Origin of the sequence: Planococcus glaciei (assembly GCF_900099655.1) — a bacterium.
GTDB classification, from domain to species: domain Bacteria; phylum Bacillota; class Bacilli; order Bacillales_A; family Planococcaceae; genus Planococcus; species Planococcus glaciei.
On sequence record NZ_FNDC01000003.1, the window covers coordinates 47,867 to 70,483 of the forward strand.

Genomic DNA, 22,617 nt, shown 5'->3' on the forward strand with positions numbered 1-22,617 from the left:
GAATACTGCCATAAGTGCAATGAACCCCTGCTAAAAGATGGTTCTTCCTTTTCAAGCGGTTCTGAGTAGACTGCCATTATTGATCAGCCCATCGGAAGTGAATCAGGATTTTTTTGTTCTTCATCTTTTAAAACACTCGCTGGCTCTAAAACGAACTTTTCTAACACATGAAGCACCCCTTCTTCATTGTTCGAAAAGGTAGTGTAATCAGCCAGATCTTTTATTTCTTTTACGGCATTTCCCATCGCTACGCCGAGACCAGCCGCCGCAATAAGTTCGATGTCATTGTAGTTGTCGCCGATGCCGATTATTTCTGTACGTTCTATGCCAAGCATGTTCGCTAAGAATAACAAAGCATTGCCCTTGTTTGCCTCCGGATGGGTGATTTCAAGATAATGTTTTTTGGATTTTGCAATGTGTGCAGAATCTCCGATTAATGATTGCAACTCACCTTGCAGTTGGTCAAGCACGTGCGGTTCTTCGATAAAAAGCAATTTTGTCACGCCTTTTTCAGCCAGCTTGATAAGGTCCGGCTCTATCCGGTAAGGAACTTTAACTGCTTCCGCATAAGCAATTAGCTTGTCATTTTCAACGGCACTATAAAGAATATCATCCTGGTATAGCTGGAGATGCAGGTTTTTGTCACGAGAAATTTCGATTAACTTTTGTGCAATATGAGGAGGAACTGTCCGCTCGTACACCACTTGTTTTTCATTCACATCTTTAATCAATGCCCCTTGATAGGTAATGAGCGGTACATTTAGATTCAATTGCAATGCAATGAGTTTTGCAGAGGAAAACATGCGCCCCGTAGCAATCGTGACAATTGTCCCCGCTTCCGCCGCTCTTTGAATTGCCGTCACTGTATTTGGTGAAATCATTAAATCGTCTGTGAGCAGTGTTCCGTCAAGATCGATTGCGACCAATTTATACATAGCTTCTCTCCTTGAAATTCTGTCTTATCCTGTCTAACAAAATGAGTATAACAGAAAAGCATGATTCACTCCCTTTAAACAGCAACACATCGGCAGACTGTCCAATGGAATCGATTCAAATGCGTTTCTCTAAGAAACAGGTGAAAATGGGCATCAATCTGAATGCCATTGCGAATATGCATCTCCTGCCGTGTTTCAAAACCATCGCCGTTTATTAATCAAGTGCACCGTTTTCTGCGAGAATGTTCTTTAGTGGTGTTCATGCATTTGAATCCAATTAAACAAGCCTGAGTCTGCGTAAATCTCAGACTCAGGCTTGCTGGTTGTGCTATTCCAAATTCGCGTGCCTGCCGTACATGGCATCGGATTTGAGCCCTTTTTTATCCATGAAACTTAATATTAAGGCATCATAAAAGACAAGAAGCGATTGTTCAAACAATGACCCCATCGGTTGAATCGATTTACCGCTGGTGCCATCCCCTTTTGCCTGGGCGGGTATTTCAATTCGAATATCCGACAGTTTCCCTATTGTGGACTCCGGGTTTATTGTAATAGCCACTATTGTCGCGCCGATGCTTTTAGCTTTCTTCGCCATAGCTGCAAGGCTTTGGGTCTCTCCGGAACCAGAACCAACGATAAAGATGTCATCCGGCTCCAAATTCGGTGTTACCGTTTCTCCAACGACATATGCATCCAAGCCGACGTGCATCATTCGCATCACAAATGCCTTAGCCATAAAGCCGGACCGCCCCCCGCCTGCAACAAATATTTTCTTGGCACGCAGGATGCTGTCCACTGCTTTTTCGGCTTCCTCAACATTAATGAGGACGGTGGTCCGCTTCAATTCAGCCAGTATTTCGTCTGTGTAGCCCACCGTATTCATACTACGCCGTCACACTTTCTTTCATCATCTTTTGAATTTTTTCCGCTTCTGCACGCTTGTTTTCTTTGCTTGTGATTCCTCCGCCGACAATAATCAAATCCGGTTGTGCTTCGATCACTTCAGGCAATGTCTCCAGCTTGATGCCGCCAGCAATTGCGGTTTTGGCGTTTTTAACGACGCTTTTGATGGTTCGCAAATCTGCAAAAGAATCTTTTCCTTCCGCTTGCAAATCGTAGCCGGTGTGGACGCAGATATAATCCGCTCCAAGTTCATCAAGCTCTGCAGCCCGTGCTTTGATATCTTTTACAGCAATCATGTCGACCAGGATTTTCTTGCCTTGTTTTTTCGCTTCTTCAACTGCGCCTCTAATTGATGAGTCTTCTGCCTGCGCAAGAATCGTCACAATGTCTGCGCCTGCAGCAGCTGCATTTGACACTTCATAAGCAGCAGCATCCATAATTTTCACATCTGCTAGTACTTCCAAATTAGGGAAAGCCGCTTTTACTTCTGCAACAGCTTTAAGCCCTTCTTTATTGATCACAGGGGTTCCGATTTCAACGATATCGATAAACGCCTGTACCTCTTTAACCACTTCAATTGCTTCTGGAATGTTTACTAAATCTAATGCTAGTTGTAATTTCATATGTAAATCTCCTTGTTTTCGTATTTCGGTTCCCCTTCAGTGTAAGTTGTGCAATCCCTATTGTGAAGTACGCACTTTAAAATCACATACTGACAAAAAGTATACTGTCGAACAGCAAGTCCACTTAAAATATCCTCCCGTGTGCTTTTCTCTTGCTTCACGAAAAAGTTTGAATGTTCACCTAACGGGTAACTGAGTGTATGAAGACTTTTCAAACATAGGGGGCTTTAACATGGAAAACAATAATCGTGATGATTCGGTCCGAAAAGATCGGCAAGATAGCCAGCATTTCCAAGCAGAAAATTCAGCTGCAGACAGGGATATTGAAAAAGGAGATGAACTTCGGAGAAGAGGCCGTACCGGCACAAACAACGATAGTTCGAACGAGCCGTACCTAGCTGATGGGGACACCACAATCAGAAAAAAAGATCCGAACAATTCAGCCGACTGGCGGGAATCGGAAGAGCCAAATCCAAGTAGAGAAACAAGCGGCTGGCAAAAAAGCAATGATTTTGACGACACCATTCGGGAACCAGAAGGAACCTTTACAACAGGGGAACGCGGAAACGTCATAAACAGCGCTACTTGGGATCCGGAAAACCACACAAGCGAAGAAGAGGTGGAACACGTAGACGTTAATGATTACGTCCAAACCAGTTCGCCTGAAAATCAAAAACAGAACAAACTTCACGAAGAACGTTTAAATGTGGACAAAGACCGTATTCAAAAGGATAAGTAAATGCAGAAAAGCACATGATGTTGGCATACCTATCCACTGATGTGCCAACAGAGCGAGAAGAGCCGAAAGGATGAATCCGTCCTTCGGCTTTTTTTATAGGCAAAAATCAAAATAACTGAAATTACCGGTTGCATTTTTAAGCATTAGAATGTCTTTCCAATGTCTAGAAAGATGGAAAGTGCTTGAAACTCTTTGAACTCAATAAAAACAGGCCGCTAATTAAAGTTCTAATTAGCGGCCTGTTGGGTTTTAACTTCGTTTTTGATTCAAAATGACCAGTCTGGGCTTAATGGCCGGGTTCTTTTTGCTTCCCTAAAAGCCTTGTTGTGCATTATTTTTCCAATTTCACGCGCTGCAGACGCAGCGAATTTAAAACGACGGAAACCGAACTGAATGCCATGGCCGCTCCCGCTACCCAAGGCGCCAGCAAGCCGATGGCGGCAATCGGAATGCCCACTGTATTGTAGGCAAATGCCCAGAACAAGTTCTGCTTGATGTTGCGCATCGTTTTGCGGCTCATAAGGATCGCTTCGGCGATGCTGTTCAAATCGCCGCGGATCAGTGTGATGTCTGCCGCTTCCATTGCCACATCCGTTCCCGTGCCGATAGCCATGCCGATATCGGCCGTCGCAAGCGCCGGTGCATCATTGATGCCATCTCCGACCATTGCCACTTTCTTGCCTTCCAGCTGCAGTTTTTTCACTTGTTCTGCTTTTCCTTCCGGAAGCACTTCGGCAATGACCGCATCGACGCCGACTTCTTTGCCGATCGCTTGTGCAGTCCGCTCGTTGTCTCCGGTCATCATAATGACGTGGATTCCCATTTTCTGAAGGCGCGCTATAGCTGCCCGAGAAGTGTCTTTAATGGTGTCTGCGACCGCAACCAGTCCAGCATACTCCCCGTTGACAGCAGCGAGCATCGCCGTTTTGCCGTCGCTTTCCAATCTTTCCATTTCAGAGAGAACGAACGAAGTATCTATGCCGTATTGCTGCATCAATTTCCGGGTGCCCACAAGGACGCCTTGGCCAGATACGGTCGCCTGGATGCCGTAGCCCGGAACGGCTTCGAAATACTGAACATCGCCAAGTTCAATGCCTTTTGCCTGGATCCCTTGGACGATCGCTTGCGCCAACGGGTGTTCCGATTGCTTTTCGGCTGCGCCGATGAGCGATAAAAATCTTGCCTCATCTTGGCCTTCCGCCAGCAGGACATCCGTCAATTCCGGTTTCCCGTGGGTGACGGTCCCCGTTTTATCGACGACTACCGTATCGATGCTCTGCGTCTGCTCCAAATGCTCGCCGCCTTTAAACAGAACGCCCATTTCCGCTGCCCGGCCGGATCCCGCCATGATAGAAGTCGGCGTTGCCAAACCGAGCGCACATGGACAGGCAATAACGAGAACCGCTATCAGCACTTCAAGCGCCGGCGTAAAGTTGCCTGGGTCCACTAATAAGTACCAAACCAGGAAGGTAAGAACCGCTATCCCGACGACAATCGGAACGAAGATGCCGGATATTCTATCGGCCATGCGCTGGATCGGCGCTTTTGTTCCCTGCGCATCTTCCACGACTTTTATGATTTGTGCAAGCGCTGTGTCACGTCCGACTTTTGTCGCCTTCATCCGGATAAAGCCGTTGCTGTTGATGGTGGACCCGTACAAGGGGTCTCCCGCAGCTTTATCGACCGGCAGACTTTCACCCGTCAGCATCGATTCGTCAACGGCTGTCGCTCCTTCCACCACTTCTCCGTCCACCGGAATTTTTTCTCCCGGTTTCACCAAAATGGCGTCGCCGATGACGACTTCTTCCAACGGCAATTCTTGTTCCACACCGTTGCGTATGACTGTTGCTGTTTTTGCCTGAAGGCCCATCAGCTTTTTGATGGCTTCAGAAGACCGGCCTTTTGCTTTTGCTTCAAACAATTTTCCCAAGATGATCAACGTAATCAAAACGGCACTGGTTTCAAAATACAAATGTGCTGCATGCGGAGAACCGGCGTGCACGATTGCTTGGTAGACGCTGTAAAAATACGCGGCGGACGTTCCCATAACGACCAATACATCCATATTGGCACTGCCGTTCCGGAGCGCTTTATAGGCGCCCACATAAAACTGTTTCCCGATGATAAACTGAACCGGCGTTGCCAACAGCATCTGAAACCAGGGGTTCATTAAAATTTCCGGTACGTAAAGGAACGAGGTGAATGAAAAGTGGCCAAGCATTGTCCACAGAAGTGGCAGCGACAAAATAGCCGAAAAGATGAATTTCCGTTTTTGGTCCTGAATTGCTTTTTCCCGGTAATCCACATGCTCTTGTTCCTCTTGCTGCTGGTGTGCACCGTAGCCCAGTTTTTCCACTTTCGCAATAATATCGGCTGCCGTTACTTCAGAAGGGTTGAATTCGATTGTCGCTTTCTCCAGCGCCAAGTTGACGTTGGCCGTCCCCACACCTTGTAATTTATTGATTCCTTTTTCAATGCGGGTCGCACACGCCGCACACGTCATGCCCGTAATGTCAAATTCCGCTTTTTGTTTAACAACTCCGTATCCAAGCGCTTCGATTTTCTTTTCAAAATCGGCTTCGTTCAATTTGGACGGGTCGTATTGGATCGACGATTTTTCGAGGGCCAAGTTGACGTTGGCCTGCTCGACCCCTTCCATTTTGCTGATGCCTTTTTCTATGCGTGTGGCACACGCTGCACAGGTCATGCCGGTGATTTGAAAATTGGCTTCTTTAACTTCAGTAGTCATTCGGCATCCTCCTCTCATACTACCCAGGGGTATATTTTCATTAAAAGATAAGAGTGCTCAATAGCACTCTTATACGACGTCGTATCCTTGGTCTTCAATCGTTTCCTGAATTTGGTTCAATGAAGTTTTGCTGTTGTCATAAGCTACCGTGACTTCGCCTTTGCCTAAATCCACTTTTACAGACGATACGCCTTGAAGTTCTCCGACGCTCGATTCAACTGCATTCACGCAATGCGCACAGGACATGCCTTGGACTTTTAACGTTTCATTCATTATTTTTTCCTCCTAGGATTGTGTTTTATGTTCTTGCCTTAATCGTATCATAGATCTTTACTTCGTCATGGTTTTCATGACATCCATCAATTCATTGATCGCTTCTTCGCCTTTGTTTTCCTTGATCGCTTTGGAAACGCAATGATGGGTGTGATCTTCAAGCAATGCTAGAGATACTTTGTTCATTGCTGATTGAATGGCGCTTACCTGATGAAGGATGTCTACGCAGTAACGGTCGTTTTCCACCATTTGATGGACGCCTCTTACTTGCCCTTCAATCCGTTTTAAACGGTTTAAAAGCTGCTGCTTATTAGGCTGCACTGTGGTTTTTACCGTATTTTCCATTTTTCGGCCCCCTTGTAAATATACCCTATACCTGTATTATACCAAAGAAGTCAGCAGTTATCAAAATACTTGTTCCAAGTTTCCGCCCGGTTTTCGCACCTACTTCGAAGACAATTCACTTTCAGTGACCCATTTATGGTTTTTTACTGCTTGCCCGTCTGTTTTAGATGTAAAGTCCACCATATAGACAGTCGTTTGTTCGGCAGAGTCAATGACGGCTTCAGCACCTTCCATCCCAGCCATATGATTAGCTTCCAGCTCGACCTTATCTCCAGGCTTGTAAGGCTCATTTCCTGCATTCTGCAATTCCTCTTGAATCACCCATTTATGGTTTCTCACTGGCTCGCCGCCGGATGTTGGTGTGTAGGTAACAGCATAAGCAGCTGTTTCGAAAGCTCCTGCAATGGTTGCTTCTGCACCATTCATGCCATCCATATGATCTGACTTCATGATCGCCTTGCTTCCAACTTTGAATGCCGGATTTTCAGCTTTTTCCAAACCAGTTGGCAGTTCACCTGAACTTGAATGCTCCATACTTTCCATTTCTCCGTGATCCATCGCAGCATGGGGATTTTCCTCCTCAGCACCAGAACAAGCAGCCAAAACTCCCGCAAGAGCAACTACCCAAAAGATCGGCAATAATTGTTTTGCTTTCATTTTTAAGCGCTCCTTTTTGTCGATATTCATTTTATCAATAAACTCACTTCTGCTGCCAGCTGTGTTTCTTGGTTCCAACTGATGTACCGCTACCACACTCTCAATATACTATACCCCCCTAATGTATGTAAAGTGTTTTATTTCTCTTTATGAAAAACTAAATTCCGTAAATGATTTTGGGGATATTCTATAAAGAAGTGCTTTACTTGAAGTTCGCCACTCGCCTTTTTACCTCTTACATTTCTAAAAACTAAAAAATACCCCTAATGTGCTTGTACACATTACGGGTATTGTTGCCGCTGCCGATTCATTTTTGCTATTTATTTTTAAACCTGTTCCTGCGTTTTCACATTCTTTATTCCAAGTACAGCCTGAAAAATGAACGCAATCGAGCAAAGCGCGATGGCGACATAGCCGAGCTTATTGATCGGCTGAAGCAAAAGTGTACGCACTACAATCAGCAGCAGCATCACGGCCAATGAAAAATTGACGATGTACGGCTTGTCATAAAATTTCTTTAAAGCAAATGCCGTAAACAATGCCACGGCCACAATTAAAAGCGATAATACAGTCCCCATAACTTCCCCTCACCCTTTATGCCTATTTTTTCTAGTTTAGCACGCTTCCTGTTAATTCGATACCGACTTTTCACTCGGGAAGATTATCGTATGCCAGTTTTCTGATGATCCCTTCGTGTGCGGGGAACTGGGCCAGCAGTTCGTTCTGCGTAAACAATTCAAAATCGGCGAAATCGAAACCGGGTGCCACCATGCAGCCGACGAGTGAATAAGCATCTTCCCTTTCAACGGAAGAGCCAAAAATGCTGCCTTTTGCCACCAGGACTTGCGGCTTCTCGCCATTTGCCATGTCCAAGCCCAACTTCTCCACACGGTATTTTCCGGCTTCATCAATAATATGGACAGACAAGGCACTGCCGCCATGGAAATACCAAAGCTCATCCGATTTTAAGCGGTGAAAATGGGAAATATCTTCCGAGCGCAGCAAAAAATAAATGCTCGTATACAGGCGCCTTTGGGTCGAATGGCTTTCCGTAACGATCATTTCATCCGACTCGAACGTCCTTTTGTAAAAACCGCCTTCCGGATGCGGCTCCATCCCTAAATGTTCAATCCAGTAGTCAGCGTCCATCCTTAATCCCTTCCTTTCCAAGAGTGAATCCGTCAAAGAGCCTGCCGCCATATGGTTGAAGAACAGCTTCAGCTAATTGGATGACCGCATCTTTTTCTCTTGCGCTGTAGTAGTGTTCAAATGCAGCTAAAAATTGTTCCGCGAATTCTTTATCGTATCGTTTCAAGGAACGAACCAGCCATTTGGAAGTGCCGGTCCATTGCCCATTTATCCGCAGCACAAACTCCCCCAGCTGCCCGGCCAAGGCATTGGCGATAAAGAGCTCTTCTGTCCGGTTATTGGCACCGATAAAGTCATCGAGCACATCCGTCAAAAAATAGCGTTTTGCTTCGGCCTCTTTGGGCGTCCAACTGGCCGGTCCTTTAGCCAGCAGCTGGCGTGCTTCTTCTTTAATCTTTTCTGCTTCCTGGTGGCCTGTAAGAACGATGCTTTCTGCGACCATATTAGGCAAGGAGGGTTGGCCACGATCACAGTCGCTTTTAAAATACGCCTGATAAGAATCAGAATTATGGACGAAAAGCTCCACCGGCCATCCCTTTTCGATGAAAGATTCTCTATAAGATGACATAATATGATTATCTATAACTACTAAATCTAAATCTGATGTAGAGGTCGCTTCTCCTCTAACCACGCTGCCCGCAAGCAAAGCCGTTTCACATCCCGGAAACCGCTTCGCCACCAGTTCTTTTGCTGTTTCAATTGCAATTCCTTTCATTTTTTCACCTCTTTTTAATAGAACAGCAACTTCCCGTATTTTTTTGAAACTTTCATAAACCCTTTTCGTATTCATTATATAGCAGAAAAGACATCCCTAGGAGGAGTATAAATGAATAACCACGAAATCGATTTTAAATTGCACGGAGACGACCTTCAATTTGTGGAAGTGGAGCTGGATCCGAACGAAACCGTCATCGCGGAAGCGGGCGCATTGATGATGATGGAAGACGGTATTGTCATGGAAACCATATTCGGCGACGGATCAAAAGGCGGCGCCTCTGGCATCATGGGCAAGTTGATGAGTGCCGGCAAACGCGTCATTACCGGCGAAAGTTTGTTTATGACGACGTTCACCAACCAGGGCACCGGCAAACGCCATGTATCGTTTGCGTCCCCTTATCCGGGAAAAATCATCCCGATGGATTTAAGTACGCTTGGCGGCAAGATCATTTGCCAAAAAGATTCGTTCCTGGCAGCCGCTAAAGGCGTATCGATCGGCGTAGAATTCCAGCGGAAGCTTGGCACCGGCTTTTTTGGCGGTGAAGGGTTTATCATGCAGAAGCTCGAAGGCGACGGGATGGCATTCGTCCATGCCGGCGGAACACTTTACCGCAAAAATCTGCAAAAAGGCGAAGTGCTGCGCGTAGATACTGGTTGTCTTGTCGCGATGACTGCGGACGTGGATTACAACATCGAAATGGTTTCAGGCGTTAAAACCGCACTTTTTGGAGGGGAAGGATTGTTCTTCGCGACACTTCGCGGACCGGGAAGCGTTTGGATCCAGTCCTTGCCATTCAGCCGGCTTGCGAGCCGTGTCTTTGCGGCGGCTCCACAAAATCCTGCCGGCCGCAGCCAAGGCGAAGGCAGCGTTGCCGGCGGCTTGTTCGATTTGTTGGGCGGAAAATAAATCGATTGCATTTAAAAAGACTCGGAGCCACAAACGGCTCCGAGTCTTTTTTGGTTTTATCGATTGCGCATTTCTTCTACAGCCCCATTGAATTTATCAAAATCGAATTCCAGGCTATTCGGCTTGTAGAAAAACAGGATCGCTTCTTTTTCGCCTTGGGCGAGCATATGGTCCACCACCGCTTTTGGGCTGGTCATGTTGATCCCTGACCGTTCGGCATGTTCCAGTTTATCCAAGATCTCAGTTGGTACAGCTGGCATGTATTCACCCTCCTCTTTCCTTTAAACCTCAGTGATTTGTTATTTTTGGTACATAATTTCTCCGTCCACCACGGTCATTTCCACTTGAGCCTCTAAAATCTGCTCTTCCGGACCTTCAAACAAGTCGCGGTCAAAAATGGAGAAGTCCGCATCATAGCCTTCGTGGATCTGTCCGCGCTCGTGCTCTTTGCAAATGGCCGCAGCACTTCCGCTTGTGTACAGCTGGATGGCTTCATAGCGGCTTAGTTTCTCATGCGGCATATAGCCTTCGTGTGTATCAGATGCTTTTTTGCGGGCCACCGCAGCGTAGATGCCTTGAAGCGGATTCACTTCTTCGATCGGTGCATCCGATCCGCCGGCGCAGATCAAGCCGTTTTCCAACAAGCTTTTCCAGGCATATGACCAGCGGATCCGGTCTTCGCCCAGCCGTTCAACAACCCATGGAAAATCGGAAGTGGTAAAGCTCGGCTGCAAATCCAGTGCCACATCAATTTTCTGCATGCGTTCCACTAAATCTTCACGGACTACCATGGCATGGATAAAGCGGTCTCTTTTGCCTGCGGGAACCGGGTGGGCTTCAACGGCATCCAGCGCTTTTTCCAATGCCAAATCGCCAATCACATGAATCGCCACTGCTTCGCCGTGGCGGCGCGCCATTGCGACGAGCTCTTTTAGTTCATCGTCGGAATGGATCGCGACACCGCTTGTCGACGGATCGTCGTTATAAGGCTTGCTGAGCAATGCCGTTTTTCCGCCGATGGATCCATCAGCAAAAATCTTCATCGCGCCTGGGTCGATAAACGGCTCTTTGTATTCGGCTCCTTCGATCATTTTCTCGAATACGCTATGGGCACGAAGCAAATGGGCGCGGAATTTAATCTCGTCGCCGATTACGTTTTTAAATGCCTGCAACGGCCGCGAGTAATCCCCGTAATAGCCCATGTCTTCCGTATGGGCGCCAGTCAGGCCAAGCGACAGCAAATCTTCCACGGACGTTTTCAATGCGTTGGTCAAGTAGTTGATGCTTGCTTCCGGCACCTGGCTTGATACTAAATCCTGTGCGGCATCCAGTAAATACCCGGTCGGTTCACCGTCATTATCGCGGACAATGACCCCGCCGTCTGGATCCGGTGTATCTTTTGTGATGCCGGCAAGGGCCAACGCGCTTGAATTGGCCAAGACTGCATGGCGGCAGACCCGCTTCAGCATCATCGGCGATTGGCTGATTTCATCCAGTTCCGTCCGGTGGAAAATCTTGCGGTCCGGAAAATTGTTTTCATTCCATCCTTCACCGATATACCATTCCCCATCCGGCAGGTTGGCTGTAGAGCGGATCAGTTCGTTTTTCATTTCTTCCGATGAATCGATTTTTGAGAGATCCACTCGCAATAATTTTTCGCCGTGTCCGATCATGTGCATATGGCTGTCGACAAACCCCGGATAAAGCACTTTCCCCTGCAAGTCCACTTGATGGTCTGCAAGTTTGCCAAGCTCCTCGTATGTACCGATTTTCTCTATTTTACCGCCTGAAACCAAAACTGCTTCAACGGTTTCTCCTTCTGCTGCCATTGTGTAAATCGTTCCCCCGTGCCATAACGTCTTCATGCTGTCACTCCTTTTCTAAATATAATGATAAATCCATTTTTCTCCCGATACAACTACTAATGCTTATCCATTCGGTTTATTTATATCCAAGCGCCTTAATAACTATACAAGGCTCATTTATGCTATAATAAAATTACATTTTTTGAAAGCAGAGGTGAACCCTCCAAGCCGGAGGGACCAATTGGACAGTATACTCATATTGAATTTGTTTTTGGTAGTTTTGTTAATTGCTTTAACCGCTTTGTTTGTCGGATCTGAATTCTCGATCATCCGTGTGCGGACATCCCGCATCGATCAGCTGATTTCGGAAGGCAGCAAAAACGCGATAAAGACGAAGAAAATTTCAGATAACCTGGATTATTATTTATCGGCGTGCCAGCTCGGCATTACGGTAACTGCGCTCGGACTCGGTTGGCTTGGTGAACCGACGGTCGAACGCATGCTGCACCCGCTGCTGGACAGTTTTGGTGTCGGTGATCCAACTGCATCCATTCTTTCGTTCACCATCGCCTTTGTTGCCATTACGTATTTCCATGTGGTTCTGGGCGAACTGGCACCGAAAACTTTGGCTATTCAGTACGCTGAGAAAATGGCGTTGTTCCTGTCTGGCCCACTGATTCTTTTCGGCAAAATCATGAACCCGTTTATTTGGTTAATGAATGGTTCTGCCCGCCTCTTGCTCCGCATGTTCGGCATTGAACCTGCAGACCATGAACAGGCCCATTCAGAGGAAGAGCTGAAAATCATCATGACGCAAAGTTATCAAAGCGGTGAAATCAATCAAACCGAATTATCGTATATGCAGAACATCTTTTCGTTTGATGAACGCTGTGCTAAAGACATCATGATTCCCCGCACTCAAATGGAGTCCATTTCACTTGAAATGACGCATAACGATCTGATGGAAATTGTGCGCGAACACGAATATACCCGTTATCCGATTACGGAGAACGGAGACAAAGACAATATTATTGGGTTTATCAATGTAAAAGAAATGCTGACTAATTACACCTTCACGGAAGACTTGCGAGAAAGCCTTGCGGTCCATGACATTCCTTTTGTTATGGAGGCAGCGCCTATCCAAGACGTTTTACGGACCATGCAGAAAGAACGCGTCCACATGGCCATTGTCATCGATGAATACGGAGGCACTTCCGGCGTCATTACGATGGAAGACATTCTCGAAGAAATCGTCGGTGAAATCCGCGATGAATTTGATGATGACGAACGCGATGAAATCAAAGCCTTGGACACTTTCAATTATCTGCTCAATGGCCGCGTCCTCCTATCCGATCTTGAAGATCGGTTTGCCATCACTTTCGATGACAGCGAAGACGTCGATACGATTGGCGGATGGGTCCAACTGAAGAACATCGACATCCACGAAGGCGAATCAATCGACATGCCGAATCATACCGTGACAGTGAAAGAAATGGAAAATCACCAGATCATCACCGTCCTGTTGAGCCGGAAAGAAGCGATTGAAAAAACTCAAGACGATCTTGAAATTGCTGAATAAAGACGTAGAACACCCCCTACTTGGAAAAGTAGGGGGTGTTTTCATTTGCTATTCTTTTTTATCGATCAACGACTTCTCGTATTCGAATTTTTTCATCAGCATTTCACCAGAGTAGCCTTCTTCAATAAGGCGTGCCAATATATCTTTTGAGTCGTCGTCTGACGGTTCCGGCATATCGGCGGTGTCGATTTCCACTACATTGTCTTCGTTGCGGATCCAGTCGGAAAAGCTGCCCGTATACAAGCGAAGCGATTCGTGGCCCTTTTCGGCAAGTATGGCATACAATCCGGCTGCTGAAACGCCGCTGCCGCAGTAAACAACAGCTGGTTCGTTTTTGTGCAGGACTGACGAAAAATCGGCGTCTTCGATAAACTGCTTGTTTTTGACCAATTGCTCCAAATCGAAGTTGTGGGCTCCAGGAATGCGTCCCGCTACCGGATCAATCGGTTCTTCAATGCCGGCAAAGCGTTTGGGTGAACGGGCATCCACCAAAACCCCCAGCTCTTTGCCGTCAATAATATTTTTGACATCCTCCTGGTCCGCATAAATCGACTCATTAAACTTCAATTCCGGATTGCTCGGTGGATATTCAGGGAGTTCATTTGAAACGCGAATCCCTTGTTTTTTCAATGATTCAAAGCCCAGTTTGCTGATATACGCCTTTTCAAATCCGGCATATTTCAACAGCCACCACGCTCGGGCAGCAAAAGCGGTGCCGCCCTGGTCATAGACGACAACCTCGTCTTCCGGGGATAGCCCGCTCTTTTTGATCAGTTCGGCCACTTGTTCTTTTGAAGGCATGGGGTGGCGCCCTGCATTCGACGCCATATCCGAAAGGTCATTGTTTAAATCCCAGTGGATCGCGCCTTCCACATGTTCTTGCGCATATTGCTCGCGTCCCGTTTCCGGTTGATGCAAATCGAATCTCGCATCAATCCATCTGTATTTCTCTGTATCCGTTGTTTTGATAAAAACTGTCATTGCTTACACCCTTTCAGCGATCAGATTAGAAAATAGGTTTTTCCATTCCTTCAGTTTTTCTTCTTGTTGAAGCAGTGTACGCTCGGATTCAATTTGATCTACAGCCTGTCTTAAAATATGCTGGCGAAGGCCTTCTGCTTCCTGGTCGACCCAAGTGTCCGCCCATTCGCCGAGTTCCGCTTTTTCCTTGTCCAAATACTTTAAAGCATCCGGCTCCATCAAAGCCTGCAAGGCATCACGAAGTTTTTCTTTTTCGTTTTTCTCGAAAAAGCTTCGGTTGTTTTTATAATAGGATTTTACTGACGAATAATCGCTGCCCGTGAATGGCCGGTCCACTTCAACCGCTGCTGCTTCTTCCACTTCATAAGGCGTGAATGAGAAATCAGGATTCATCTCGCGCAATTTAGCGGTGTCTTCTTTAAAACGCGCCGCAATTTTTTTCTCGATAAACTGCGATAACCGGAAATTCGTCACGCGCAGTTCCTGCTGGAAATCAAATGCCGTCATATCGGCAATTTCCTGCAAAGCCGCGTCAAGCGCTTGCTGCGCCGGCTTGTTTGAAAAGACCGAAGGATTGAATGCTTCTTTAAAGAAGTCATTAAAGCGGTAAAACACCCGCTGATTCACATAATACAGCAATTCGTCGAGTTCTTGCAAAGCTTCACGGGACAAGATGGCCGCTGGCGACGTGCTGAACAAAATGCGCAGCTGCTGTTCAAGCCGCTTCAGTTCTTCCAGGCGTTCGTCTTTGCGCAGCAGGTTCCTCTCGGTCTGTGCAATGAGTGCGCGGAACCGGTCAACCGTTTTCTGTTCTTCTTCTGCAAGCGACTGGACCGCCATGCCTTTTAATTCATCTTTCAAGAAATGCTGGAACGCCGTTTCAAATTCCGGCATACCTGAGGTTTCGCGGTCGCGAAGCGCCATCAAACTTGAAACCCCGTACAGTCTTGGAAAACGGATGCCAAAGCGCAGCAATTCATCCTGCACGTATTGGACGACCGCCTCTTTTTCCTGTTCGTTGTTCGCCAAATCAATCGCGTTGACGACGAAGAACATTTTATCCATTTCGAAGGCGTCTTTCACCCGGCCCAGCTGAATCAAAAATTCCCGGTCGGCACGGGCGAACGCGTGGTTGTAATACGTGATAAACAAAATCGCATCGGCATTCCGGATGTATTCGAACGCAACATTCGTATGGCGCGCATTGATGGAATCCGCTCCCGGTGTATCGACAAGCGTCACGCCGCTGCGCGTCAATTCGCAATCGTAATAGAAATCGATTTCATCGACAAAGCAGCTTCGTTCTTCTTTTGCTACATATAACCCGAATTCTTCCCGGTCCGTCCGAACCGTTTTGCCAAGTTCATTTTTAAAATGCGGGTAGCCTTTTCGGAAAGCGTTAATGAACGATTTGTGCACTTGCTGCTCGGTTTCTTCGTTTACCGGCAGATTGGCCGATTTGTCATAAGCCTCTTCCAGCGAGCTGACGGCAGCGCCAAGCACCTGGAAGGAATTTTGGACGTCTTCTGTCATTTGCGAGACGGTTTTCAGCCGGACATCCGCTGTTTCATGCGGATGGTCTTTGCTGACAGGACGGATCCGGTTGATTGTCGCCGTTGTCGGATTCGGAGATACCGGCAGCACCGTTTCGCCCATTAACGCATTGGAAAATGACGATTTCCCGGCGCTGAATGCCCCGAATAAGGCAATCGTAAATTCCTGGTTTTCGAGTCTTGCCGCTTTCCGCTTCAAGTACTCGGCCGTTTCGGCAAACCCTTTGATCGGCCCGAGCCTGTTTGCTGTCCCTTTTGCCCGCTCCACTACGGCCTGTTCGTCAAACTCTGCATACGCCGGGACGTCAGCCAGTTCTCGCGCTTCAGACTGAACAGCTTTCTGCGGTTCGAGCATGGTCGGATCAAATTCCACCATTTCTTCTACATCAATCTGGAAGCTTTCGTTCCACTTTTGGACGCGTTCTTCTGCCGCCTGCTTTTGTTTGGGCAGCATCGCGGAAAAGGCTCTTTTCACTTTCTCGGTAAGTTTATCCATTTCCTCGAGTGTGCGGATCGCCAGCAATTTCTGGTTCAACCCTTCCGCTTTCATGTCCATTTCGGTTGCCACATCGTCAGAGAGGCCATTGAATTTTTCTTCCTGTGCATTTTTCCAGGCTTCGGTTTCCCGGATAAACCATCTTTGGACAGCCGTCGAGATGCTGTTTGCAAAGTTCAGCACAGCATCCGCTGTATTGGAAGCTCCCCGCGGCACTTGTTCTTCTACGAGTGACATTGGCACATCGAACACCATCTCATCTATGGCAAGTGATTCCGTATCGGTTAATTTGCCCGCATCTTTCAGGGAAGTCTTCATCAACTTCTTTAGATGATTGGTGATTTGAGAAGCCACCACGACGGACAAGCGGTCCTTCACTTCTGTTTTCCGTACTTCCCGTTCTTCCTGCGTTTTCTTGGCGCTGAACAAGAGCCCCACTTTAAAATTCGGCTGCACCGACTCCAGGTAATTGGTCAGTGCGTTGCGCAATTCATACGGCATGATATTCGAGTTTTCCAGCAACTGCTTCCGGTTTTTCTCGAAACTCAGTTTCCAGTCTTCGTAATCCATGACAGATAGGCGTTTCGACACCGATTCGCTTTCCTGCTTCAGTTCTTCGCGCATTGCCCATTCTTCTTCCGTTAAGACAGATGAAAAAGCCTGCAGGCGTTCCATTTTCTCATTTTCCAGGAATTGCAGATGTTCGTCTTTTAATTGCTGGAGCGCTGATTCTGCGGCGGCTCCTGCATGGCCTTGCCAGCCTTCCATAACGGAAGAAACCAGGCCTTTTACTTGTTCAAAATCGTTTCCGGGATGGCTGAAGTCTTTCAGAGACGTGAAAAAGATGCCTTTCGGGACAACGCCCCAAGCCGCAAACGAATCCTGGACCGATTGGCGGAAATCAGAAAAAGACAATTCGCTGTCCTGGTGTTTGTCGATCTGGTTGACGATCAAGTACAGCTCTGTGTATTTCTGCAGTTCTTTTGTGAAATTGAAATTCAGTTCAGACTGGACATGGTTATAGTCCATGACGTAAAACACCATATCCGCAACATGCAGCGCTGACTCTGTGGACATCCGGTGGGCATCATCCGTCGAATCGACGCCTGGCGTGTCCATCACCGTAATCCCTTCCGGCAGCACCGATTCTTTATGGCCGATGTCGATCTGTGTCACTTCACCGCTTTTGCAGAACGCTTTGACCGCTTCAAAATCGTAGTTTTCCGGAAAGTAAACCGGTTTTTGGTCTTTTAAATTCACAATGGCAAAATCGGCATCCGCTTTATGGACATTGACAATGTTTGCGCTTGTCGGAATCGGGCTCGATGGCAGCAGTGTTTCTCCGGTCAATGCATTGATCATGGAAGATTTCCCGGAAGAAAAATGGCCGGCGAACCCAATGATGAAATTGTTTTTCAAGATTTTCTTGGCGAACAGTTCCGCTTTGGCAGCCCGTTCGGTATCTTCGTTTTCCTCAAAAATTTGGTATAGCCTTGCCGTCTCGATTAAACCTTCTTTATGTTCTAATGCCGTCATGTTGCAAAACTCCTTCATCAAATACTGCTACTATCATATCATTTTTTCTGCACGAATATAAAAAAGGATTTGTCCCAAAAGCAATTTGGGGCAAATCCTTTGCAACGAAGCCAGCATAGCGCAGGAGAGACTGAAACAGGAACAATGTAACTGTCCTGTGTTTTTAAAGAAGCCAATCCCTTTTATTTCTTTCAGGAAAAACCGTGAATGGCCATGCCGCCGTCCACAAACAAAGTTTGCCCGGTGATATAGCTTGCCGCATCGGATGCCAAAAAGACGACCGGCGTTGCCACTTCTGGCAACTCGCCGACGCGCTTCATCGGCGTGACCGCCAGGATGGAATCCAGATACTCCTGGTCATTCAATAGTTTTTCTGTCAGCGGCGTTCTGAAATACCAAGGGCCGATGGCATTGACGCGGATGTTTTTCGGCCCCCACTCCATCGCCATCACTTTTGTCATCTGGATGATCGCCGCTTTGGACGCTGCATAGACGACTCCTGTTTTCAGCGCGCGTTCCCCGCCGACTGAACTGATGTTGACAATCGAACCGCCGCCGTCCATTTTCTTTGCCACTTCCTGTGAGAACATGAACACGCTATGCGCATTCGTATCCATGATTTTATGCCACTCGCTGTCTGTCGCATCCATCAGCGATGAGCGGATGTTCATGCCGGCGTTGTTGACCAGGATGTCAATCGCACCGAATTGTTCGACCGTTTTCTCCACCACGTTTTGAATTTGCTCTCTGGCAGTGATATCCGCAACAGTGTAAGACGTCCGATTGTTGCCGATTTCTTTTTGCACTTCCACTAAATCGCTTTCGGTGCGGGCAACAAGCATGACATTCGCTCCCGCTTCCGCAACTGCCAATGCGATGGCCTTGCCGATCCCTTTACCTGCTCCGGTAACAATCGCCGTTTTGCCTTCCAGACTAAAAGATTTCAACATTATGTATCCCCTCCTCCTTTTATTATAATCAAAATTGGCAGTCAATTGGTGCTGGATTTTCTGGAGTTGGGCATATTTTGGAGAAAGCAGGGCGAAAAAAGACTAGGCTTGGGCGTATGCGAATCAAAGTTGGGCATATCCGAATTAAAGTCAGGCATAAGCTGGCTATCGCGCAGCTTCCCACTTAAACCCCAGCATAAAAAAGGCGATAAAAGCACGAAGCTTTTACCGCCTTTCCAGTTTAATTCAACTGATAGATTTTTGAATACTTCTCTTCCAAATAGCCCGCCAAATGTTCAGCGTTCAGTCCTTCACCGGTTGCATCCTGCAGAATTTCGAGCGGTTTTTTCACAGCGCCGTGCTGGTGGACTTTTTCGGTCAGCCATTCACGGATCGGCGCAACGTTTCCGGCTTCCAGCAATTCATCGTAATTCGGCAAATCTTTCAGCATCGCATTTTTGAATTGCGCCGCATACATATAACCGAGTGCATAGGAAGGAAAATAGCCGAAACTTGCCCCGGCCCAGTGGACATCCTGCAGCACGCCTTCTGCGTCATTCGACGGGCGGACTCCCAAATACTCTTCGTATTTATCGTTCCAAAGCTGCGGCAGGTCTTTTACTGCAATGTCGCCGTTAAACAAGCCTTTTTCCAGTTCGTAGCGAATCATGATGTGAAGCGCATACGTCAGTTCGTCCGCTTCAATGCGGATGAGCGACGGCTTCGACTCGTTGATGGCGCGCCAGTAATCAGCAACGTCCACACCTTCAAACTGGCCTGCAGCGTACTCTTTCAGCAACCCGAAGTTGCTGCTCCAGAACTTGTCGTTGCGTCCGACAAAGTTCTCAAAGAACAGCGACTGCGATTCGTGGATCCCCATGGAAGAACCGGTCTCTACCGGCAAGCCGGACAATTTTTCACTGAGGTTCTGTTCGTATAGCGCATGTCCGCATTCGTGGATGGTGCCGAATACGGCGGTGCGGAAATCTTTTTCGTCATATTTTGTCGTCACCCGGATATCGTGCCGGTTGATAGTGGTCATGAACGGATGAACCGTTTCATCCAAGCGCCCCGCTTCGAAGTCATAGCCTAATTGCTCCAGAACTTGGAAGCTGAAATCACGCTGGGATTCTTTCGGGAAATGGCCGAACAAAAAACCGGTTTCCGGCTTGTGCTCCGAATCGGCGATTTTTTGGACAAGCGCAATGATGCGTCCACGCAGAGCGCCAAAAACTTCATCCAGGATTTCTGTCGTCATGCCGGGTTCGTATTGATCGAGCAGCGTGTTGTATGCACTGCCGTTCTTCTCGCCCCAATAGCCGATCATTTTCTTCGTCGTCGAGACCAATTTTTCCAAATAAGGCTCGAACATGGAGAAATCACTTGCAGCTTTGGCATCTTCCCAGACAGATTCTGCTTTGGACTGCAGCACAACAAATTCCCGGTATTCTTCAGGCGGAATTTTTTTGCTTAAATCGTATTCTTTGCGGGCTTCCTCGACGGAACGTCGCAGCACCACATCCATGCCATCTTTCTCTGCTTCCAGTGACGAAAGCAGCTCGCCGAATGAATCCGAAGTCGACAGCGCAAATAGTTCCGACGACAAGGTTCCGATCGTCTCAGAACGCAAATCGACGCCTTTTTTCGGCGCTCCGGTGCGGAGATCCCAATACAATAATGAAAGTGCTTCCTGGTAAGCGCGCATTTTTCCGACGTGCTCGGTGAATTGTTGTTCCAATGTCATTTAAATCCCTCCAAAACAGACTTTAAGCCCATTGTAGCATAAGTCTTTAGAAGGATTAAAAATTTTCTGCAGGAACCGGCAAAATCTGGCCCCAAAGATGCTCGATCACCAGCTCTTCTTCATTCAGCAACAAATGAATTTCACCATAATCATTGGAAGTCCGGATCAAGCGGCCAATGCCTTGCTGAATCCGCAGCTGCATGAACGGCAAGTCGATTTCTTCCAAAGGATTGGCGCTGAATTTGCGCTTCGCTTCAAAGACCGGATCTTTCGGCGGGAACGGCAAATCAACGATAATCACTTTTGTCAAAGCTTCGCCCGGCAGATCCAAGCCTTCCCATAAGTGGTACGAACACAGCACTTGGAATTTGCCTTCCTGGAATTCTTTCACGACCGTCGACAACTCGCGGTCGCCTTCAAATTCGATGGTGTATTGATGGTCCAGCGGCAGCGACCGCTTGAAATTGTCCATGTCCATTTTTGATTTAAACAACACGAGCGTCTGGTCGCCTGTCGAGAACAAATCATAGACACGGCCAAATTTGTCTTGCTGCTCAAGCGGGTGCTTGAACACTTTCATTACATCTTCGTAGTCGAACGGAGACGGAACAGAGAACGACTGGAAATCGTCAATGCCTAAGCTGTCCGCAATATAAGTAAAGTCTTTTTGGACAGATAAAGTAGCTGATGAAAAGATGACCGGCACTTTGCCGTCAAAGAATTTTTCATCCAAAATATCCGTCACAAGGCGCGGCATGATGACCAAAGTCTCGATTTCGTCTTTCACTTCCAGCCAGTTGATGGCATCGCCTTCTTCGACAAACAGTTTCATCGCAAAGGTATACAGGTCAAAGTATTCTTCTGCGAGTTTTAGATCGTATTCCGGAATGGTGTACAATTCGCCTTCAAAAACAAATTCCTCCAGCAAATCATCGATTTTTCGCACCGTTTCCCGGCCGATCAACAACAGCTCATCGGTTTTTCGGATGCCTTTACGGTCTTCATCGGAAGCGATGGTGCTTTTGCGGAGCTCGCGGAAAAATTCATTGTGCAAATCGATGACCTGCTCGATCAAGCCCAAAGTTTTCTCGCGTACACCGTCAACCATGACGCGTTCGGTCACGTGCAATAACGTCATTTCCTGCACTTCATACGTCAAGGCACGCTGAGCCGCAAATTCCAGCAAATGCCCTTCGTCCAATACGGCAAGCGAGTAGTCCGGAAGCAAAGGCGTCTGCCCTTCACGGATGCGCGTTTCTTTTGTCCAAATATGCTCCATCAAAAAGTCGTGCGAACAAATCACCAAGTCGGTTGCTTTGCGGTAATGGTTGCGGTGAATCGTCTGGCCGCACTTATTGCGAAGTTCACATGCCTGGCAGTTCTGGATCGGATGGTAGTTCACTTGCTGCCATTCTTCGTCCGTCACTTCAGGGTAGCTGGAACGTTCCCCGTATGGATAGGTATTTTGCATGGAGAAGGTTTTGTTGACGAATTCCGGAAGACTGTCTTCAATGTCGTAAAGGAAATCCGCATCAAGCCGCTTCTGAGCCCCTTCGAAACGCTGAAGGCACAGATACTGATCGCGCGATTTGGCCAAGCGGACATCCAGTTTCAAATCAAAGAGATCGTTTAAGCGGTCGATATCGCCGCCTTTTTTCACGAGCTGTTCAATCAAGGTTTCATCGGCGCAGGAAATCAAAGCCGGTTTTCCCGTGTAGCGGGCATAGGCGATTGCCGGCAGTAAATATGCCAAGGTTTTTCCGGTGCCAACGCCTGCTTCCGCAAAAAGCACCGATTTTTCTTTTAGCGCCTGTTCAATCTGGAAAGCCATGAAAATCTGTTCATCACGCAAATCAAATCCCTTTTCAGGCAGCTCGTCGTAAAAGATATCCCCAATCCAATCATTCAGCGATTCAAAAAACGTTTTATCTTTATCTAATGGAAATGGTATAGGTTGTCTCATAAGTTCTCCTCAC

General features: G+C 47.3%; 20 protein-coding genes. 3 read left to right on the forward strand and 17 right to left on the reverse strand.

Annotated elements, in window-relative coordinates:
* Positions 1-83: 83 nt before the first annotated feature.
* From BLQ32_RS05345 to hxlA, 3 genes are all read right to left on the reverse strand, one after another.
* A complete protein-coding gene (locus BLQ32_RS05345; protein WP_074509393.1) occupies positions 84-935 on the reverse strand; it encodes a Cof-type HAD-IIB family hydrolase in 852 nt (283 codons plus the stop codon).
* A 328-nt stretch (positions 936-1,263) separates the two neighbouring features.
* Positions 1,264-1,818, reverse strand: coding sequence for a 6-phospho-3-hexuloisomerase (gene hxlB, locus BLQ32_RS05350; protein ID WP_074509394.1), 555 nt, complete (start codon positions 1,816-1,818; stop codon positions 1,264-1,266).
* Between the two features lies 1 nt (position 1,819).
* Complete coding sequence (hxlA, locus tag BLQ32_RS05355; protein WP_074509395.1) at positions 1,820-2,461, reverse strand: 3-hexulose-6-phosphate synthase; 642 nt, start codon at positions 2,459-2,461, stop codon at positions 1,820-1,822.
* A gap of 232 nt (positions 2,462-2,693) precedes the next feature.
* On the opposite strand from hxlA, the gene BLQ32_RS05360 reads away from it, so the two are divergent.
* Positions 2,694-3,200, forward strand: coding sequence for a hypothetical protein (locus BLQ32_RS05360; RefSeq protein WP_074509396.1), 507 nt, complete (start codon positions 2,694-2,696; stop codon positions 3,198-3,200).
* Between the two features lie 331 nt (positions 3,201-3,531).
* Here BLQ32_RS05360 and BLQ32_RS05365 read toward each other — a convergent pair whose 3' ends face one another.
* The 7 genes from BLQ32_RS05365 to BLQ32_RS05395 form a co-directional block, all read right to left on the reverse strand.
* On the reverse strand, positions 3,532-5,949 hold the full coding sequence (locus tag BLQ32_RS05365) for a heavy metal translocating P-type ATPase (protein ID WP_074509397.1): 2,418 nt from the start codon (positions 5,947-5,949) through the stop codon (positions 3,532-3,534).
* A gap of 69 nt (positions 5,950-6,018) precedes the next feature.
* A complete protein-coding gene (gene copZ, locus BLQ32_RS05370) occupies positions 6,019-6,222 on the reverse strand; it encodes a copper chaperone CopZ (protein WP_263427863.1) in 204 nt (67 codons plus the stop codon).
* Positions 6,223-6,279: 57 nt separating this feature from the next.
* Positions 6,280-6,567, reverse strand: a complete 288-nt coding sequence (locus BLQ32_RS05375; protein ID WP_036803112.1) for a metal-sensitive transcriptional regulator — start codon at positions 6,565-6,567, stop codon at positions 6,280-6,282.
* A gap of 99 nt (positions 6,568-6,666) precedes the next feature.
* Entirely contained in the window at positions 6,667-7,224 is a 558-nt protein-coding gene (locus BLQ32_RS05380) for a YdhK family protein (protein ID WP_036803110.1), read from the reverse strand.
* A gap of 326 nt (positions 7,225-7,550) precedes the next feature.
* Positions 7,551-7,802 (reverse strand): hypothetical protein, encoded by a 252-nt coding sequence (locus BLQ32_RS05385; RefSeq protein ID WP_074509398.1) that lies wholly within the window; start codon positions 7,800-7,802, stop codon positions 7,551-7,553.
* Between the two features lie 70 nt (positions 7,803-7,872).
* Positions 7,873-8,373 carry a cupin domain-containing protein gene (locus BLQ32_RS05390; RefSeq protein WP_074509399.1) on the reverse strand — a complete coding sequence of 167 codons (501 nt, stop codon included), beginning with the start codon at positions 8,371-8,373 and terminating at the stop codon, positions 7,873-7,875.
* Positions 8,363-9,088 carry a nucleotidyltransferase domain-containing protein gene (locus BLQ32_RS05395; RefSeq protein ID WP_074509400.1) on the reverse strand — a complete coding sequence of 242 codons (726 nt, stop codon included), beginning with the start codon at positions 9,086-9,088 and terminating at the stop codon, positions 8,363-8,365. The genes BLQ32_RS05390 and BLQ32_RS05395 overlap by 11 nt, the downstream gene beginning before the upstream one ends.
* 111 nt (positions 9,089-9,199) lie before the next feature.
* Between BLQ32_RS05395 and BLQ32_RS05400 the strand changes: the two genes are divergently transcribed.
* Complete coding sequence (locus tag BLQ32_RS05400; protein WP_036803106.1) at positions 9,200-9,997, forward strand: TIGR00266 family protein; 798 nt, start codon at positions 9,200-9,202, stop codon at positions 9,995-9,997.
* A 56-nt stretch (positions 9,998-10,053) separates the two neighbouring features.
* On the opposite strand, the gene BLQ32_RS05405 is transcribed toward BLQ32_RS05400, so the two are convergent.
* A complete protein-coding gene (locus BLQ32_RS05405) occupies positions 10,054-10,257 on the reverse strand; it encodes a hypothetical protein (RefSeq protein WP_053165799.1) in 204 nt (67 codons plus the stop codon).
* 39 nt (positions 10,258-10,296) lie between these two features.
* Complete coding sequence (locus BLQ32_RS05410; RefSeq protein ID WP_036803101.1) at positions 10,297-11,862, reverse strand: amidohydrolase; 1,566 nt, start codon at positions 11,860-11,862, stop codon at positions 10,297-10,299.
* Positions 11,863-12,043: 181 nt separating this feature from the next.
* Between BLQ32_RS05410 and BLQ32_RS05415 the strand changes: the two genes are divergently transcribed.
* Positions 12,044-13,381, forward strand: a complete 1,338-nt coding sequence (locus BLQ32_RS05415; protein WP_036803099.1) for a hemolysin family protein — start codon at positions 12,044-12,046, stop codon at positions 13,379-13,381.
* Between the two features lie 48 nt (positions 13,382-13,429).
* Here the strand turns inward: BLQ32_RS05415 and BLQ32_RS05420 are convergent, their stop codons facing one another.
* The 5 genes from BLQ32_RS05420 to BLQ32_RS05440 form a co-directional block, all read right to left on the reverse strand.
* Positions 13,430-14,362, reverse strand: a complete 933-nt coding sequence (locus tag BLQ32_RS05420; protein WP_053165797.1) for a sulfurtransferase — start codon at positions 14,360-14,362, stop codon at positions 13,430-13,432.
* A gap of 3 nt (positions 14,363-14,365) precedes the next feature.
* On the reverse strand, positions 14,366-17,947 hold the full coding sequence (locus BLQ32_RS05425) for a dynamin family protein (protein WP_074509401.1): 3,582 nt from the start codon (positions 17,945-17,947) through the stop codon (positions 14,366-14,368).
* A 191-nt stretch (positions 17,948-18,138) separates the two neighbouring features.
* Positions 18,139-18,897, reverse strand: coding sequence for an SDR family NAD(P)-dependent oxidoreductase (locus BLQ32_RS05430; protein ID WP_074509402.1), 759 nt, complete (start codon positions 18,895-18,897; stop codon positions 18,139-18,141).
* A gap of 241 nt (positions 18,898-19,138) precedes the next feature.
* Complete coding sequence (locus BLQ32_RS05435) at positions 19,139-20,641, reverse strand: carboxypeptidase M32 (RefSeq protein WP_074509403.1); 1,503 nt, start codon at positions 20,639-20,641, stop codon at positions 19,139-19,141.
* 55 nt (positions 20,642-20,696) lie between these two features.
* The gene (locus BLQ32_RS05440) at positions 20,697-22,604 is read right to left on the reverse strand and encodes an ATP-dependent DNA helicase (RefSeq protein WP_074509404.1); all 1,908 of its coding nucleotides are present in this window, start codon (positions 22,602-22,604) and stop codon (positions 20,697-20,699) included.
* Positions 22,605-22,617: the final 13 nt, after the last annotated feature.